Source organism: Halomonas sp. I5-271120, assembly GCF_030553075.1.
Classification (GTDB): Bacteria; Pseudomonadota; Gammaproteobacteria; order Pseudomonadales; family Halomonadaceae; genus Onishia; species Onishia taeanensis_A.
This window is the reverse complement of the sequence record NZ_CP130701.1, coordinates 1,060,537-1,076,252: the sequence shown is the minus strand read 5'-3', so window position 1 is coordinate 1,076,252 and position 15,716 is coordinate 1,060,537. Positions and strand designations below refer to the sequence as shown.

The 15,716-nt window shown below is 64.4% G+C and carries 12 protein-coding genes, 5 tRNA genes and 2 pseudogenes; 7 read left to right on the top strand and 12 right to left on the bottom strand.

What is annotated here, in order from left to right; translation table 11 throughout:
• Positions 1-55: 55 nt before the first annotated feature.
• Positions 56-751 (bottom strand): annotated as a pseudogene (locus Q2K57_RS04745) (glycosyltransferase family 9 protein); the annotation flags it as partial.
• Between the two features lie 669 nt (positions 752-1,420).
• Between Q2K57_RS04745 and ttcA the strand changes: the two are divergent.
• Entirely contained in the window at positions 1,421-2,344 is a 924-nt protein-coding gene (gene ttcA, locus Q2K57_RS04740; RefSeq protein ID WP_304526195.1) for a tRNA 2-thiocytidine(32) synthetase TtcA, read from the top strand.
• Between the two features lie 138 nt (positions 2,345-2,482).
• Here the strand turns inward: ttcA and fnr are convergent, their stop codons facing one another.
• The 11 genes and pseudogenes from fnr to ccoN all read right to left on the bottom strand — a co-directional run bounded on the left by fnr (position 2,483) and on the right by ccoN (position 13,739).
• On the bottom strand, positions 2,483-3,259 hold the full coding sequence (gene fnr / locus Q2K57_RS04735; RefSeq protein WP_369700294.1) for a fumarate/nitrate reduction transcriptional regulator Fnr: 777 nt from the start codon (positions 3,257-3,259) through the stop codon (positions 2,483-2,485).
• A 131-nt stretch (positions 3,260-3,390) separates the two neighbouring features.
• A complete protein-coding gene (gene hemN / locus Q2K57_RS04730; RefSeq protein ID WP_112053737.1) occupies positions 3,391-4,794 on the bottom strand; it encodes an oxygen-independent coproporphyrinogen III oxidase in 1,404 nt (467 codons plus the stop codon).
• A 102-nt stretch (positions 4,795-4,896) separates the two neighbouring features.
• Positions 4,897-5,589 carry a sulfite exporter TauE/SafE family protein gene (locus Q2K57_RS04725; protein ID WP_304526194.1) on the bottom strand — a complete coding sequence of 231 codons (693 nt, stop codon included), beginning with the start codon at positions 5,587-5,589 and terminating at the stop codon, positions 4,897-4,899.
• A gap of 152 nt (positions 5,590-5,741) precedes the next feature.
• Positions 5,742-5,945: pseudogene (gene ccoS, locus Q2K57_RS04720) on the bottom strand (cbb3-type cytochrome oxidase assembly protein CcoS); the annotation flags it as partial.
• On the bottom strand, positions 5,942-8,425 hold the full coding sequence (locus tag Q2K57_RS04715; RefSeq protein ID WP_304526193.1) for a heavy metal translocating P-type ATPase: 2,484 nt from the start codon (positions 8,423-8,425) through the stop codon (positions 5,942-5,944). The gene Q2K57_RS04715 and the pseudogene ccoS, both read right to left, overlap by 4 nt.
• A gap of 46 nt (positions 8,426-8,471) precedes the next feature.
• Positions 8,472-8,996, bottom strand: a complete 525-nt coding sequence (locus Q2K57_RS04710; RefSeq protein ID WP_304526192.1) for a FixH family protein — start codon at positions 8,994-8,996, stop codon at positions 8,472-8,474.
• The gene (ccoG, locus tag Q2K57_RS04705; protein ID WP_304526191.1) at positions 8,993-10,426 is read right to left on the bottom strand and encodes a cytochrome c oxidase accessory protein CcoG; all 1,434 of its coding nucleotides are present in this window, start codon (positions 10,424-10,426) and stop codon (positions 8,993-8,995) included. The genes Q2K57_RS04710 and ccoG overlap by 4 nt, the downstream gene beginning before the upstream one ends.
• Before the next feature lie 125 nt (positions 10,427-10,551).
• On the bottom strand, positions 10,552-11,475 hold the full coding sequence (gene ccoP, locus Q2K57_RS04700) for a cytochrome-c oxidase, cbb3-type subunit III (RefSeq protein WP_304526190.1): 924 nt from the start codon (positions 11,473-11,475) through the stop codon (positions 10,552-10,554).
• Entirely contained in the window at positions 11,472-11,687 is a 216-nt protein-coding gene (locus Q2K57_RS04695; protein WP_304526189.1) for a cbb3-type cytochrome c oxidase subunit 3, read from the bottom strand. Before Q2K57_RS04695 ends, ccoP begins: the two co-directional genes overlap by 4 nt.
• Positions 11,688-11,689: 2 nt before the next feature.
• On the bottom strand, positions 11,690-12,298 hold the full coding sequence (ccoO, locus tag Q2K57_RS04690; RefSeq protein ID WP_112053730.1) for a cytochrome-c oxidase, cbb3-type subunit II: 609 nt from the start codon (positions 12,296-12,298) through the stop codon (positions 11,690-11,692).
• A gap of 16 nt (positions 12,299-12,314) precedes the next feature.
• Positions 12,315-13,739 carry a cytochrome-c oxidase, cbb3-type subunit I gene (ccoN, locus tag Q2K57_RS04685; protein WP_112053729.1) on the bottom strand — a complete coding sequence of 475 codons (1,425 nt, stop codon included), beginning with the start codon at positions 13,737-13,739 and terminating at the stop codon, positions 12,315-12,317.
• A 185-nt stretch (positions 13,740-13,924) separates the two neighbouring features.
• On the opposite strand from ccoN, the gene Q2K57_RS04680 reads away from it, so the two are divergent.
• From Q2K57_RS04680 to Q2K57_RS04655, 6 genes are all read left to right on the top strand, one after another.
• A complete protein-coding gene (locus Q2K57_RS04680) occupies positions 13,925-14,704 on the top strand; it encodes an alpha/beta family hydrolase (RefSeq protein WP_304526188.1) in 780 nt (259 codons plus the stop codon).
• A gap of 285 nt (positions 14,705-14,989) precedes the next feature.
• Positions 14,990-15,065: transfer RNA gene (locus Q2K57_RS04675), tRNA-Val, on the top strand.
• Positions 15,066-15,103: 38 nt separating this feature from the next.
• A tRNA-Asp gene (locus Q2K57_RS04670) sits at positions 15,104-15,180 on the top strand.
• Between the two features lie 56 nt (positions 15,181-15,236).
• Positions 15,237-15,313, top strand: a tRNA-Asp gene (locus Q2K57_RS04665).
• A 36-nt stretch (positions 15,314-15,349) separates the two neighbouring features.
• Positions 15,350-15,426: transfer RNA gene (locus Q2K57_RS04660), tRNA-Val, on the top strand.
• A gap of 3 nt (positions 15,427-15,429) precedes the next feature.
• A tRNA-Asp gene (locus Q2K57_RS04655) sits at positions 15,430-15,506 on the top strand.
• The last annotated feature ends 210 nt before the right edge of the window (positions 15,507-15,716 follow it).

Here is a 15,716-nt window from a genome sequence, read left to right as displayed (position 1 = left end):
ACAGGGCCTGATCATGGGGCTCTCGGGGCACGAACTTCTGCGATTTCTTTACCTGCATCAGGGCGATGGTGGGCACCTCCAGGGCGGCGGCCAGGTGCAGGGGCCCCGAGTCGGGGCTGATCAGCACGCCGGATCGAGCCACCAGAGCGGCGAAGTCTCGCAGGGGTTGCGGTGGGCACAGGGCCCCGAAGCGGCTGCCCTCCAGGTGATGCGAGATGGTCGGTGCGAGATCTGCCTCCTCCGGGCCCAGGCACACCAGGTGGCGTTGATTGGCCGCTTCCAGGGCGTTCAGGATGTCGAACCATTGCGCCCAGGGAAGGCGTTTGTCCAAATGACCGCCGATAAAGACGGCGACGAAGGGCTCGCACGTAGGCGTCACGCCAGCGGTGTCAGGCTTGACAGATGCTGGTTCGACGGCGGGCAGGCAGTGCGCCAGGGTCGCCTCGGCGCGGGCCTGTTCGTCGTGGCTAAGGTGCAGGCGCGGGCGGTTGCGACAGGCCACCCCCAGGGCATGCGCGAAGGGGCGCGGTGCATCATAGGCATGCGGTGTGGCGCCTTCCACTTCGATGTCGAACCAGCGCTGTTCGGGTTTGGCGCGCCCCATAGTGGTCTGGGCGCCAATCAGTCGGGTGCAGATGGCCCCGGTCAGTGAGCCCGGCACCAGCTGCACGGCCAGGTCGTAGCGCTCCCTGCGCAGGCGGGCAAGCAGTGTTACCAGCAGCCAGGGACGCAGGATGGCGCGCCGCGTCATGGTGTGGCAATGATCCACCGGCAGATGGTCGAACAGCCCCCGAGTCTTGTCGGTGGCCAGCAGGTCGAGGCGGGCGTCGGGAAAGCGTGACCGGAAAGCGTCGATTGCCGGCGTGCTGATCAGCGCGTTGCCGATACGATAGTTGGGCCGGATCAGCAGAATCCGCCGGACGTCGCCCAGTTCATCGATCGCGGTGGCCTCGGGAGCTCGCAGCAGCCGCCACAGCAGACTGGTCAGTCGGCGTTTCAGGCGTTTCTCGGCGCTCTGAGCGAGGGTCTTCAGGATGGTATTGGTGCGAATGCGTTGCGCAAGCGACATCGGGGCAATACTCCAGTAGATGGAAATATTCCACGCCGGGGAGGCGTCGAAATGGCCAGCACCGGACGCGTCGCCGCCGTCTTGGCAGTTACACGCTCCATGTTGAGCGTCGGGCTCATGACCTCGTAGCAGAACACTCTGTCGAAACAGGTCTCTGCCGGGGCAGGGCTCTGCATGGCAGGGCTCCGCGTGGCAGGACCTTTCGATGAAGGACTCTATGTCGTGGCAGGACCCTACCGCAAATGACATTACGCTAAAGGAATTAACGCAGCCTTAATGGCATGCCCGGTCGCTAGCCCCGGGTGCCGGTGGTAAGATGGCGCCTCATTTCTGTCCCCTTTTGCTGCGATCATGACCGATACTGCCGTGACTTACCCCCCGAGCGTCTCCGATACCTCTGCTAACGATGCAGCCGACGCTGCGGCGGCGGACGCTGCCGCCAATGACAAGCGCGCCTTCAACAAGCTGCAGAAACGCCTGCGGCGTCAGGTCGGCAACGCCATCATCGATTACGGCATGATCGAAGAGGGCGACAAGGTCATGGTCTGCCTGTCCGGCGGCAAGGACTCCTACACCATGCTGGAGATCCTCAGGAACCTTCAGCGCAATGCGCCGGTGAATTTCTCGCTGGTGGCGGTCAATCTGGACCAGAAGCAGCCGGGTTTCCCCGAACACGTGCTGCCGGAATACCTGGACAAGCTCGACGTCGATTACCACATTCTCGAGCGTGACACCTATTCGGTGGTCAAAGAAAAGACCCCGGAAGGCAAGACCACCTGCGCGCTTTGCTCACGCCTGCGGCGCGGCTCGCTTTACGGTTTCGCCGAAGAGATCGGGGCCACTAAGGTAGCGCTTGGCCATCATCGCGAAGACATCCTCGAGACGCTGTTCCTGAACATGTTCTTCGGCGGCAGCCTCAAGTCGATGCCGCCCAAACTGCTTTCCGACGACGGCAAGAACATCGTGATTCGCCCGCTGGCCTACTGTCGCGAGGCGGATATCGAGGAGTTTTCCCAGCGCATGGCGTTTCCGATCATTCCCTGCAACCTGTGCGGTTCGCAGCCCAATCTGCAGCGTCAGGTGGTCAAGGAGATGCTGGCCGAATGGGAAACCAAACATCCCGGGCGCCTGGAAAGCATGTTCAAGGCGGTAACCAATGTGGCGCCGTCACAGCTGGCGGATCGCGAACTCTTCGACTTCAAGGGCCTTGAAGCCGAGCAGGCACGCCGCCGCGAGAATCGTATCGATGCGCTGGACCTTGGCGGCGAGGCCTAGCCGACGCTCCGCTCCGAGACGCATTGACCAGACGTATCGGCCAGGCGCTTTGTCCAGGCGCGTCGTCCAGATCAGCCCCATAAAAAAACGCCAAGCCTCAGGGCTTGGCGTTTTGCGTTGTATGAGCGCTCTGGGTGGCTAACCGTCGTAAGGGCAGCCATCGTTGGCCAGCTCGGCCAGGTTCTTGAGATCGAGGATGTTGACCTCGCGTCCCGATACGGCCAGCAGCTGCTGTTGCTGAAAGCGTCCCAGGATGCGGCTGACGGTTTCCACGGCGAGCCCCAGATAGTTACCGATGTCCGCGCGGGACATCGATAGCCGGAAGCTGTAGGCCGAGTAACCGCGGCGGCGAAAGCGCGACGACAGATTGACCAGAAAGCTTGCCAGCCGCTCGTCGGCGGTCATGCGTGACAGCAGGCGCAGCATGCGCCGGTCGTCGCGCAGCTCCTTGCTCAGGCTGCGATAGAGCTGGGCACGCAGTTCCGGCAGGTGCTCCGACAGCCCGTCGAGCCGGTCGAAGGGAATCTCGCAGACGGTGGTGGTCTCCAGCGCCACTACCGTGCCCGGATAGCGTTCCTCGTCGATGCCGTCCAGGCCGACCAGTTCGCTCGGCAGATAGAAGTTACTCAGTTGTTCATCGCCGCTGCCGGCGCTGATGAGCTGCTTGAGGCTGCCCGAGCGTACCGCGAAGACGCTGGAGAAGGGCGCCTCCTGACGCACCAGCGTCTCGCCCTTCTTGAGAGGCGCGCGACGACGAATGATGGCATCGAAGCGGTCCATGTCCTCCACTTCCAGCGCGAGGGGCAGGCACAGCGAACTGAGGCTGCAAGTCTGGCAGCGGGTTTCGGTGAGGCGGGCTCGGTGACCGAGCGCATTGGCGGGCATGTCCTTCTCCTTGGCTGCATCCTTATACATTCTAGTTCATCCGCGGGGCCCATTATGGAAGAGAGAGCGGAGGAGGCAAAGTTTCCTTGGTTCTCGAACTCGGGCAGTGGCGCTGTGAGCGCCGCTGCTGGGCCATAGGCATAAGTCTACAGGCTCCAGGCTCATAGGATGCGCGAATAGCGCTCTTTGGCCTGCTCGGGCAGCCGAGCGTCGAAGGCCATGGCCAGATGCCGGATCAGCAGGCGCCCACGCGGCGTCACGGTCAGCCGGCTGCCGTGCTGTTCGATCAGGCCATCCTCGATGCTCGAAGCCAGGCGGGCCAGGGCATCGTCGAGCCAGAGCATCGCGTCGAGGCCGAATTCGTGCCCCAGCGTCTCAAGATCGAGCGCCATGTCACACATCAGCCGTTCGATGGCGCGGCGGCGAAGGCGGTCGTCGAGGCTCAGCCGGATGCCCTTGACGGTGGCCAGCCGCCCGGCGTCCAGCGCCACTTCGTAGTCGCCGAGCGCCGTGGGATTCTGGGCATAGCAGTCATCCACCCGACTGATGGCTGAAACGCCCAGCCCTACCAGGTCGCTGTTGCCGTGTGTCGAATACCCCTGGAAGTTGCGGGTCATGGTGCCCTGGCGCTGAGCGCGGGCCAGGCTGTCGTCGGGCAGCGCGAAGTGATCCATGCCGATGTGCACATAGCCCGCGTCTTCGAGCATGTCGATGCTTGTCTGCAGCATGGCCAGCTTGGCGTCACTGTCCGGCAGGTCGGCCTCACGGATGCGACGCTGGGGCGCAAAACGACTGGGCAGGTGGGCATAGTTGAACACCGACAGCCGCGGCGGGGTCATTTCGATGACCTGGGCGAGCGTTGCGGCGAAGCTCGACGGCGTCTGGTGCGGCAGGCCATAGATCAGATCGAGGTTCAGCGAGCGAAATCCCAGCCGTCGGGCCTCGTCGATCAGCGTTTCGGTCAGTACCCGGGGCTGGACCCGGTTGATGGCCTGCTGGACCTTGGGGTCCAGGTCCTGAACGCCGAGACTCAGCCGGTTGAAGCCCAGTGCCTGAAGGTGACGCAGGGTCAGCACGTTCGCCTCCCGAGGGTCGATCTCGATGGAGTAGTCGCGATCGGGCGCGTTGCTGAGGCCGAAGCGCGCATCCAGGCGGTCGAACAGATCCCCCATCTGGCCAAGCGTCAGGAAGGTGGGGGTGCCGCCGCCCCAGTGCAGCTGGGTGACCTCGCGGGCGGTGTCCAACCGGCGGCTGGTGAGCACCATCTCGCGATCGATTCGGGAAAGGTATGGCTCGGCCAGCCGGGTGTTCTTGGTGGCGATCTTGTTGCAGGCGCAGTAGAAGCAGATGCGCCGGCAGAAGGGCACATGCACATACAGCGACAGCGGACGGGACCTTGCGTTGCTGCGCACCAGCGCCGCCTCGAAGTCCTCGGCGCCGAAGCCCTGGTGAAAGGAGGGCGCGGTCGGGTAGGAGGTGTAGCGCGGCCCGCTGATGTCATAGCGCTTGAGCAGCGCCGGGTCCCAGGCATGGGACGACGAGGGGGCGGGCATGGGGCTAAACATCACTGCATACTCCACTGGATGCGAATGCCTCCAGTCTAGTGTCGCCAGAGGCCTGGCCCCTTGCGCCAGGTCAAGTCCCGTGGAAATGACGGCCCGCCAGGTTTATATCAGCCGCCAGGCGCTGGCCAGCTGCCAGAGCGCGAAGGCGATGATCAGCCCCGCCGCCAGGGCGCGGGTTGCTGGGTGGCGGATCAGGCGGCCAAGCGAGCGTGCGGCGAGGCCAGTGGCGAGCAGAGCGGGCAGGGTGCCGAGCCCGAAGGCCCCCATCAGGGCGGTGCCCGCGAGGGGCTCGGCGGTGGCCAGGCTCCAGGCCAGCATCGAATAGACCAGCCCGCAGGGCAGCCAGCCCCAGACGGCCCCCAGGGCGACGGCCTGGGGCAGGCTAACTACCGGCATCAGGCGTCGGCCGACCGGTTCCAGATGGCGCCACAGGCGCCGCCCCAGGGCCTCGACTCTGAGCAGGCCCTTCCACCAGTTGGTGATATACAGCGCCATCAGGATCAGCATGACGGCGGAAAGCGTCGACAGCGCCAGGCGCACCCCGCTGGCGAGCCCGCCGATCAGGGTGCCGAGCCCGGCCACCAGGGCGCCGGCGAGCATGTAGCTCCCAATGCGGCCCAGGTTGTAGCCGAGCAACAGGCCGGTGAGCCTTGCCGGATGGCGCATGCTGGGCGGTACGGCGAAACTCAGCGCGCTCATGATGCCACCGCACATGCCGATGCAGTGGGCGCCCCCGAGCAGGCCGAAGACGAAGGCGGCGGCCAGCGGCGGCAGATCGAGGCCGGTTGGGTTCATCGCGGCCCGGCCTCCCGGCCATCGTCTTTATTGCTTGTTTCTTCTCCTTCCCTTTCTTCTCCTTCTTCCTTGAGTTCAGCGCGACTGTTGTCGTCTGCGCCCTGCGGGGTCGTCTCTTCATTAGGCTGGGCATCACCGGGTTGGGCCTGGGGCTTATTCGCGGGCGTGGTTTTCGCCTGTTCGCGGCGCAGGCGGGCGGCCGGCGAGAGGTCATTGTCGTCATCGTCGAAGAGTATGCGATGCGCTGGACCTTCGAGGTCATCGAACTGGTCGTTCTTGACCGCCCAGAAGAACGCCCAGACGGCCAGCGACAGCAGCAGCAGGGATAACGGGATCAGCAGGTAGAGAATGCTCATAGGGGCTCTGTTCGGGCTTGAGGCGGCGGCGTGGCAGCGGTGACTACGCTTCGATGGGGGCGGCCCAGCCGCAGGGCGTTGCCGACCACCACCAGCGAGCTTGCCGACATGCCGATGGCGGCGAGCCAGGGCGGTACCAGGCCGCAGGCGGCCAGCGGCAAGGCGGTCAGGTTGTAGCAAAGCGCCCAGCCCAAGTTCTGGCGAATGATGCGGCGGGTGGCACGGCTGACCTCGATGGCCTCGACGATACGCGTCAGATGTGGGCTGAGCAGCACGGCATCGGCACGGGTGCGGGCCAGATCGGTGGCGCCGTTCATGGCGATCGACACCTCGGCGCCGGCCAGGACCGGCACGTCGTTGATGCCGTCGCCGACCATTACCACCGATTCCCCCTGCGCCTGAAGGGCTTCGACATGGGCGAGCTTGTCTTCGGGGCTGGCGCCGGCACGCCAGCCCTCGATGCCGAGCTGCTGCGCGAGGTCCTCAACCGATGCTTCCTGGTCGCCGGAGAGCAGCTCGACCGACAGCCCCAGGCGCTTTAGAGCCCGAACGGTGGTTGGGGCGTCGTCGCGCAGCTCATCCTTGAGCGCGAACCAGGCGCGCGGCTTCCCCTCGCAGGCGAGCAGCAGCCACTGGCCTTGGCCGGGTGGCGGCGGGGCGTCGCTGCCGGCGGCGAAAGCGGGCTTGCCAAGCCGCCAGCGGCGACCCTTGAGGCCGCCTTCCAGTCCTTGTCCGGGGTGGTTGATGACTGCCTCGGCGCTGATGGTGACGTCTCGGTGAGGGCTGAACGCCCGCGCGATGGGGTGCTCGGAGTGCGCCTCCAGGGCCGCGGCGATGGCGCGCGCCCGCTGTGTCTCGAACCCGGCCACAGGATGCGTCTCGACAAGCGTCATGCGGCCGGTGGTCAGGGTGCCGGTCTTGTCGAAGATGACCCGGCTAGCCTGGGCGAGTCCCTCGAGGGCGTGGGCGCGGGTGATCAGGAATCCGCGGCGGCGCAGCCGGCCGTGGCTTGCGGTCAGCGCCGTGGGCGTGGCCAGCGCCAGGGCGCAGGGACAGGTCACCACCAGCACCGAGAGCGTTACCCACAGCGCCCGTGACGGGTCGATGAAGGCCCAGGCAATGGCCACGCCGAGGCTCACCACCAGCAGGCGTAGCACGAAGAGGTGCGCCCAGCGGCTGGCCAGTTCGGCGATGCGCGGGCGCTTGGCGAAGGCCCGGTCGGTGAGATCGAGGATCGCCGAAGCACGTGCCTCGTGGCCGACATGGGTAACGCGCACCACCAGCGGGCTATCGACGTTGTGGCTGCCGCCGGTAACGGCGTCTCCCGGGCGGCGGGTGACCGGGCGGGACTCGCCGGTGAGCATCGATTCATCCAGGCTCGAGGTGCCGTCTTCGATCACCCCGTCGGCAGGCACGCCATGGCCGGGCCGCACCAGCACCCGGTCGCCGGCGGTCAGGCGGTTGGCGGGCAGCACGCGCTCGCTGCCATCGGCCTCGAGGCGAGTCGCCGAGGCGGGCAGCACCCCGGCCATCGCATTGCCGCTATGGCCGCTGCGGCGTCGGGCGCGCATCTCGATATAGCGCCCGAACAGCAGGAAGAAGGTGAACATTGACACCGAGTCGAAGTAGACCTCGCCCTGACCGGAAAGCACCGCGTAGCCGCTGGCGAGATAGGCCCCACCGATCGCGAGCGACACCGGTACGTCCATGCCCAGGGTGCGGTTGCGCAGATCGCGCAGGGCGTTGTGGAAGAAGGGCGCCGCCGAGAACAGCACCACCGGGGTGGCCAGGGCGAAGGACAGCCAGTGAAAGAGCACCAGGAAGTCCCTGGACATCTCGCCGGGGTCGCTCAAGTAGATCGGCACGGAGAACATCATCACCTGCATCATCGCCACGGCGGCGACGATCAGCCGGCGCACGCCCATGCGCTCGTCATGCTTGAGCCGCTGCTGCGCCTGGTCGGGCGCGTAAGGCTGAGCGGGATAGCCGATAGCGGCGAGCTCGGCGAGCAGCTGCGAGAGGGCGATGCGCGCCGGGTCCCAGCTGATGCTTAGCCGGTGATGACTCAGGTTCACGGCGCTTGAGGTGACGCCATCGAGCGCGTTCAGGCGATGCTCGATCAGCCAGGCGCAGGCCGCGCAGGTGATGCCATCTACCGCTAGAGTGGCGGTCAGGCCATCGCCGTTGGCGTGCACGAATTCGCTTTGCAGTGCCGGGTCGTCGAACACCTGCCAGGTTTCAGCCTGGGCGCGCCGGGTGCTCGAATCGCTCGAGGGCCGTTCGGGCAGTTGGGTGCGAAAGCGGTAGTAGCTCGAGAGTCCGCCCTCGACGATAGCGTGGGCCACCGCCTCGCAGCCGGGACAGCACAGCGAGTGGGCCCGGTCATCGAGCACCAGCTGCCAGGGGGCGCCGGCGGGCACCGGGCTGCCGCAGTGATAGCAGCCAGTATCGACACCCTGTGACGCTGCCTCGACACTCATGAGGCGGCTGGCGTGATCTGAATGATGCGCTTATCGGTCATGGCGCTCACTGGCTATCGTCGGGCGCCTGGGCCTTCAGGCGGAAGGCCTCTGCACTGGGGAAGGTCGCTTCACCCTGCAGGCGCCATTCGGGGTCCTGAACGTCGGGCTCCAGCTGCAGGTACCAGCGATACTCGAGCTGGCTTGGCGCCTGGCCGACATAGTGGCTGCCGCGGACGTGCTCAAGGATTAACTGCTGGTCGCGATCATCGCGGGTGGGGAAGATCAGCGTCAGCAGGAGTCGCTGGGGCCGGGCCTCGCCGCTGAGATCGACATTGATGTCACCGGTCAGGTCATCGACTCGGATCCTGGCGGCCATGCCCATCTCGGTGGCTCGGTGGTCCTGAGCGATCACCTGGTTGATGGCCAGTCCCGTCTTGTAATAATTGTCCTCGACCATGCCGTCGTAGCTGGTGATCGACAGCACCAGAAAGGTGGTGCCGGCGATGATCGATGAGCCGAGCACGGCCAGAAGCATCCAGGGCCAGAACTCCTTGTACCACGGGTTAGTCGGCTGTGAGTTCAAGGTCATCTCCTGATCTGTCCGATGAAGCGGGTCTCATGCTCTTGGCGAATGTCGTCATCGCTGGCCTCAAGAATCACCTGAAGTTCGTGGCTGGGCAGACTGATGGCATCGGCGTCGACGACGGCCTGCAGGGTGACCAGGCGGCTGTCGCCCGCGCCAATGGTGACCGCCTCGCTGCCGATCAGTTCGATGCCCGGCAGACCCTGCATGCTGATGCGGTAGGTATGCTCGCGGTCATCCAGGTTGCGGATGGTCAGGGTGTAGGCATTGCTGATGCGCCCGTCCGGCGTCATCTGGTAGAGCTGGTTACGGTCTCGCTCGATATCGAACTCTAGGGTGTCTCGGTCGCTCACCGCCCAGGCGAATAGCCCGACCATCACCAGCAGGGCCGCCAGATAGCCGATCAGCCGCGGACGCAGGATATGGGTCGTGCCGCCTTCCAGGGCATGCTCGGTGGTATAGCGGATCAGACCACGGGGGTAGCCCATTTTGTCCATCACGCTGTCGCAGGCATCGATACAGGCCGCGCAGCTGATGCATTCGTACTGCAAGCCATCGCGGATATCGATGCCGGTGGGGCATACCTGCACGCACAGATCACAGTCGATGCAGTCGCCGAGCCCGGCGGCACGGTGGTCGGTGGACTTCTTGCGGGCACCACGCGGTTCGCCGCGGGCGCCGTCATAGGACACGACGAGGGTGTCCTGATCGAACATTACCGACTGGAAGCGGGCATAGGGGCACATGTAGATGCACACCTGTTCGCGCAGCCAGCCGGCGTTCAAGTAGGTGAATACCGTGAAGAACCCGGTCCAGAACAGCGCCCAGCCGCTCAATTCGAAGTGGGCGAGGTCGGCGATAAGCCCCTCGATGGGCGTGAAGTAACCGACGAATGCCAGTCCGGTGGCCAGAGCGATGGCGAGCCACAGCAGGTGCTTTGTCCCCTTGCGCCAGGCCTTGTCGAGGCTCATGGGCTGCTGGTCGAGCTTGATGCGGCGGTTGCGACGGCCTTCGGTGAGCTTCTCGACCCAGATGTAGAGCCAGGTCCAGACGCTCTGCGGGCAGGTATAGCCGCACCACACCCGGCCGGCGAAGACGGTGATGAAGAAGAGTCCGAAGGCGCAGATGATCAACAGCCAGGACAGCAGTATGAATTCCTGGGGATAGAAGGTTCCGCCGAAGATGTGGAACTGGCGGGCAGGCAGGTCGAACAGGATCAGCGGGCGACCGCCCCAGGAGAGCCAGGGCAGACCGAAGAACAGGCCCATCAATACCCAGTTGGAGGCGCGTCTCAGGCGCTGGAAGACGCCCTTGATCTCGCGCACGTAAATGTGACGCCGGCTTTGGTACATGGCGGTGGACGTCGCTGACGCCGGTTCATGATGGCCGACGCTTGCGTCTGTCGTTACGTCTTGAGTGGGAATCCTGTCGGACATGACATCACCGCGTCGGCTCGGGGCTCTTGGAGGCCCGGCGGATGCCGGGCACATCGCTATTGTAGCGGTCGGTTAGCTGGCAGGCGGCCGGGTGCGACGGCGAGACGCACCCGGCGGGCGATGGCTCAGTTCGAGAGGCTGTAAACGTAAGCGGCGACCAGGTGCACCTTATCCTCGCCAATGTAGGGGGCCTGAGCGGGCATATGGCCGTTGCGGCCATTGCGCAGGGTCTGACGGATGGCGTCGCCAAGCGGCTGGCCGGGCTGGCGGTAGAGCCAGATGTCGTCGGTCAGATTGGGGGCGCCCAGCGCTTGATTGCCCTTGGCTTGCGGCCCGTGACAGGCCACGCAGGAGGCGGCGAAGATCGGCTGACCAAGGGCAGCAGCGTCGGCGTCATGCTCGGCGCCGGAGAGCGACATCACGTAGTTGGCCACATTGTCGATGTTGGTCTCGCCGAGCTGCTGCCAGGCGGGCATCAGGCCGTTGCGCCCGTTGCGCAGGGTGGTCTTGATGTTCTCTGGCGCGCCGCCGTACAGCCAGTCGTCGTCGGTCAGGTTGGGGAAGCCGTAGCCGCCCTGGGCGTTGGAGCCGTGGCAGACCGCGCAGTTATTGAGGAAGATGCGCTCGCCGACGCGCATGGCCTCGCTGTCTTTGGCAAGCTCCGGCACCGGCACGCTGTTGTACTGAGCGAAGATCGGCGCATAGCGCTCCTCGGCGCGCGCCACTTCCTGGTCCCACTGACTTTCCTGGGTCCAGCCGAGTAGGCCGCCATAGTTACCAAGCCCGGGGTAGAGGGCGAGATAGCCGAGCGCGAAAATGATGGTGCCGGCGAACAGCATGAACCACCAGCGTGGCAGCGGGTTGTCATATTCCTCGATGCCATCGGCCTGGTGGCCGGTGGTGCCCACGTTGCCCTCGGCGTCCGGGACCTTGTCGGTCTTGCGGTTGGCAAACAGGATCCACCAGCAGAAGGCGATGGTGCCCAGCGTGATGACGATGATCCAACCACTCCAGAAGCCTGAAAGGGAGTCGCCCCATAGGTTGTTCATGTGTTCTTGTCTCCCCTGTCCTGTCGGGAATCCACCTCGTCCGGCGAGGCACGGTCGTCATGCATCGCGTCGTCCTGTTCGTCGGCGAAGGGCAGGTTGGCTGCCTCATCGAAGTCCTTGCGGCGACGCTTCGAGTAGGCCCAGGCCACGATGCCCAGAAAGGCGATCAGGATCAGCAGGGTGGTGATGCCGCGAAAGGTGCCCATGTCCATGATCAGCGCGCACCCTTGAGTACGGTGCCCAACTGCTGCAGGTAGGCGACCAGCGCGGTGATTTCCTGTTCGCCGCGAATCCTGTCCCCGGCGCCGGCGATCTGCTCGTCGGTGTAGGGCACGCCCATGCTTTGCAGGGCGCGCATCTTGGTCTCGGTGGCTTCACCGTCGAGGGTGTTGGCGAACAGCCAGGGATAGGCGGGCATCTTGGATTCCGGCACCACGTCACGCGGGTTGTACAGGTGCGCCCGGTGCCAGTCGTCCGAGTAGCGGCCGCCGACCCGCGCCAGGTCCGGACCGGTGCGCTTGGAGCCCCACAGGAAGGGGTGATCGTAGACGAACTCGCCGGCGACGCTGTAGTGCCCGTAGCGCTCGGTCTCGGCGCGGAAGGGGCGCACCATCTGCGAGTGGCAGCCGACACAGCCCTCGCGGATGTAGATATCGCGGCCTTCGAGCTCCAGTGGGCTCAGCGGTTCGAGGCCCGCCACCGGCTGGGTCGTCTCCTTCTGGAAGAACAGCGGGACGATCTCGGCCAGGCCGCCGAAACTGATCACCAACAGGATCAGCACGGCGAGCAGCCCCACGTTCTTTTCGACTATCTCGTGTCTCATCGGTGCAGGTTCCCTGTTAGGCGGTCTGAGGAAGCGGCTGGGGCTCGGTGTTGCTGCGCTTGACCGTCATGTAGACGTTCAAGGCCATGAGCAGCATGCCGGTGACCCAGAACAGGCCGCCGATCCAGCGCACCACATAGCCGGGATGGCTGGCCTCGAGGGCTTCAACGAAGGTGTACATCAGGGTGCCGTCGGCGTTGACCGCCCGCCACATCAGGCCCTGCAGGATGCCGTTGACCCACATCGCGGCGATATAGAGCACGGTGCCAATGGTCGCGAGCCAGAAATGCACGGCGATCAGTTTGACCGAGTACATTTCGGTGTCTCCGTAAAGCCGTGGGATCAGGTGGTACATGGAGCCGATGGTGATCATGGCCACCCAGCCCAGAGCCCCCGAATGCACGTGACCGATGGTCCAGTCGGTGTAGTGGGACAGCGCATTGACGGTCTTCACCGCCATCATTGGTCCCTCGAAGGTCGACATGCCGTAGAACGACAGCGCCACCACCAGGAAGCGCAGGGTCGGGTCGGTGCGCAGCTTATGCCAGGCGCCGGACAGGGTCATCATGCCGTTGATCATGCCGCCCCAGGAGGGGGCCAGCAGGATGATCGACATGATCATGCCCAGCGACTGCGCCCAGTCGGGCAGGGCGGTGTAGTGCAGGTGGTGAGCGCCGGCCCACATGTAGGTGGTGATCAGCGCCCAGAAGTGCACGATCGACAGACGATAGGAATAGATCGGACGCTCGGCCTGCTTGGGCACGAAGTAGTACATCATGCCGAGGAAGCCCGCCGTCAGGAAAAAACCCACGGCGTTGTGGCCCCACCACCACTGCACCATGGCGTCCACTGCGCCGGGATAGATCGAGTAAGACTTGAAGGCCCCGACCGGAATGGCGGCGTTGTTGACGATGTGCAGCACGGCCACCGTCAGGATGAAGGCGGCATAGAACCAGTTTGCCACGTAGATATGCGCGGTCTTGCGCTGCTTGATCGTACCCAGGAACACGATGGCATAGCTGATCCAGACCACCGCGATCAGAATGTTGATCGGCCACTCGAGCTCGGCATACTCCTTGGAGGTGGTGAAGCCCAGCGGCAGCGTGATGACCGCGGACACGATCACCGCCTGCCAGCCCCAGAACGTGAAGGCGGCGAGCCGGTCGGAGATGAGGCGAACCTGACAGGTGCGCTGCACCACATAGTACGACGTCGCCATCAGCGCCGAGCCGCCGAAGGCGAAGATCACCGCATTGGTGTGCAGCGGGCGCAGGCGGCCGAAGCTCGTCCACGGCAACCCCAGGTTGAGTTCCGGCCAGACCAGCTGCGCGGCAATGATCACACCCAGGCTCATGCCTATGATGCCCCATACCACCGTCATGATCGCGAACTGCCGAACTACCTTGTAGTTGTAGACCGGATGCTCAAATGCTGTGTTCATGTCAGGTTCCCGTTGAACGCGGTGTCGGGGAGACGTCCAAAACCGGAGTGTGCCCGAGGCATGCCGCCGCCATAATGATGCAGATCAAGAGTCTGGAAGCGATTCTAGCCCAGCGCTCGTGGCACCCGCACCAGAAGCTCATGCACATTTCCGTTATTACTTTTTGATTATTAATAGGAGAGTAAGTGGCATACCCCATCGACGCCAGCGAGTCGCTGCAAACACCGGCTGAACTCGGGCAACGACTCGCTCAGGGGCAGACAGGCACCTGGTGGATCGCAGAGCGAGGGCCAATCGACGTCAGCGGTGAGGCGCTCCATGGTCGACTGCTGTTGACCCACGGTGCCGGGGCCGGCCAGGACTCGACTTTCCTGGTCGCGCTGCGCGAGGCGCTTGGCCAGGCCGGGGTGCAGGTGCTGGCGATCGAGTTTGCCTACCTGCAGCAGATGCGACAGGAAGGCCGCCGGCGACCGCCGCCCAAGGTCGAACGGCTGGTGGAAGAGCTGGCCGGCTGGTGCGACTTTTTGTCGCAGGCTGGGCTGCCCGCTCCCTGGCTCGGCGGCAAGTCTATGGGGGGGCGCGTGGCGAGCCTGCTGGCCGCCGAGCTGGGTGACTCACCGCAGACCGCAACGGGAAGCGAGCGGGCGAATCAGCCGATGTTGGCCGGCCTTGTGCTGTGTGGTTATCCCTTTCATCCGCCTGGCAAGCCCGAGCGAACCCGGCTGGCGCATTGGCCGGCGCTTGCCTGTCCGTCGCTGGTGCTGCAAGGCACACGTGATCCCTTCGGCCGTCGCGAGGAAGTGGAGGGCTATGCGCTGCCCGCCTGCGCCGAGGTTCACTTTCTGGAGGCGGGAGATCATGACTGGACGCCGACCCGCCGCAGCGGGTTGCGTCAGTCTGATTTGATTGCTGAGGCGGCAGAAGCGATCGCCGCCCGCATGGCCCTCGCCAAAGCCGATGCATAAGCCTCTGCATCGATAGGCGAGTGGCCGGTAGATGAAATCCTTGGGCGCGTACGGGCCGAATGCGCCAACAGGCGCCAGCGGAATCAGATGAATCTTCCGGTAGCGCAAGACGGGGTGATCGAGCACTGAATTGCCCACCGCCCGCGCATGGCGCGGCTTTGCGCACGTTAAGAGCGCAAGTTGATGAATGCCCTGTGAAATTCGGGCTGCTCTCTGACGAATTATTTGTGTCGCTGGCGTTGACTTTGGTCCGTCGCCCTGTAGAATGCAGCGCCACGTCCCCAAGGGTGGTTAGCTCAGTTGGAAGAGCACCAGCCTTACAAGCTGGGGGTCACTGGTTCGAGCCCAGTACCACCCACCATCTCTTCGAGATGCCCTGGAGGCGTAGAGAAAAAATGCGGACTGGTAGTTCAGTTGGTTAGAATGCCGGCCTGTCACGCCGGAGGTCGCGGGTTCGAGTCCCGTCCAGTCCGCCACTTTTCTCATTTAGTAGTTAAGCAGTACCAAGGCAAGTGTTGACTTGTTGTTCGATGGACTGGTAGTTCAGTTGGTTAGAATGCCGGCCTGTCACGCCGGAGGTCGCGGGTTCGAGTCCCGTCCAGTCCGCCATCGATCATTCAATTACGCGCCGCCTATCGAATATGTGGGTGATTAGCTCAGCTGGTTAGAGCACCAGCTTCACATGCTGGGGGTCACTGGTTCGAGTCCAGTATCACCCACCACGCGGACCGGTAGTTCAGTTGGTTAGAATGCCGGCCTGTCACGCCGGAGGTCGCGGGTTCGAGTCCCGTCCGGTCCGCCATTTCGATACCCGATATTAACCCTGAGCCTTGTGGCTTGGGGTTTTGTCGTTTCTGGCCCTGTGGTTTCCTCGCCGCCTCGAGGCGCTCTGGTTGTATCCTGCCCTCGTTGCGCCTGTTTACTTCTCTCTCCTAACACCTGTCCTTACGTCTGTCCTCGCGTCTGCTTTAATTGCTTGTCCGCACGATCTGGTTTTACTGTCCTAGGCGCC

Bases quoted from the DNA above. Each gene is read 5' to 3' on its own strand.
- Q2K57_RS04710 (WP_304526192.1), bottom strand. From the start codon at position 8,996: ATGACCTTGAACTCACAGCCGACTAACCCGTGGTACAAGGAGTTCTGG.
- Q2K57_RS04715 (WP_304526193.1), bottom strand. From the start codon at position 8,425: ATGAGTGTCGAGGCAGCGTCACAGGGTGTCGATACTGGCTGCTATCAC.
- Q2K57_RS04695 (WP_304526189.1), bottom strand. From the start codon at position 11,687: ATGGACATGGGCACCTTTCGCGGCATCACCACCCTGCTGATCCTGATC.
- fnr (WP_369700294.1), bottom strand. From the start codon at position 3,259: ATGTATAAGGATGCAGCCAAGGAGAAGGACATGCCCGCCAATGCGCTC.
- Q2K57_RS04725 (WP_304526194.1), bottom strand. From the start codon at position 5,589: ATGAACCCAACCGGCCTCGATCTGCCGCCGCTGGCCGCCGCCTTCGTC.
- ccoO (WP_112053730.1), bottom strand. From the start codon at position 12,298: ATGAGACACGAGATAGTCGAAAAGAACGTGGGGCTGCTCGCCGTGCTG.
- hemN (WP_112053737.1), bottom strand. From the start codon at position 4,794: ATGTTTAGCCCCATGCCCGCCCCCTCGTCGTCCCATGCCTGGGACCCG.
- ccoP (WP_304526190.1), bottom strand. From the start codon at position 11,475: ATGAACAACCTATGGGGCGACTCCCTTTCAGGCTTCTGGAGTGGTTGG.
- ttcA (WP_304526195.1), top strand. From the start codon at position 1,421: ATGACCGATACTGCCGTGACTTACCCCCCGAGCGTCTCCGATACCTCT.
- ccoN (WP_112053729.1), bottom strand. From the start codon at position 13,739: ATGAACACAGCATTTGAGCATCCGGTCTACAACTACAAGGTAGTTCGG.
- ccoG (WP_304526191.1), bottom strand. From the start codon at position 10,426: ATGTCCGACAGGATTCCCACTCAAGACGTAACGACAGACGCAAGCGTC.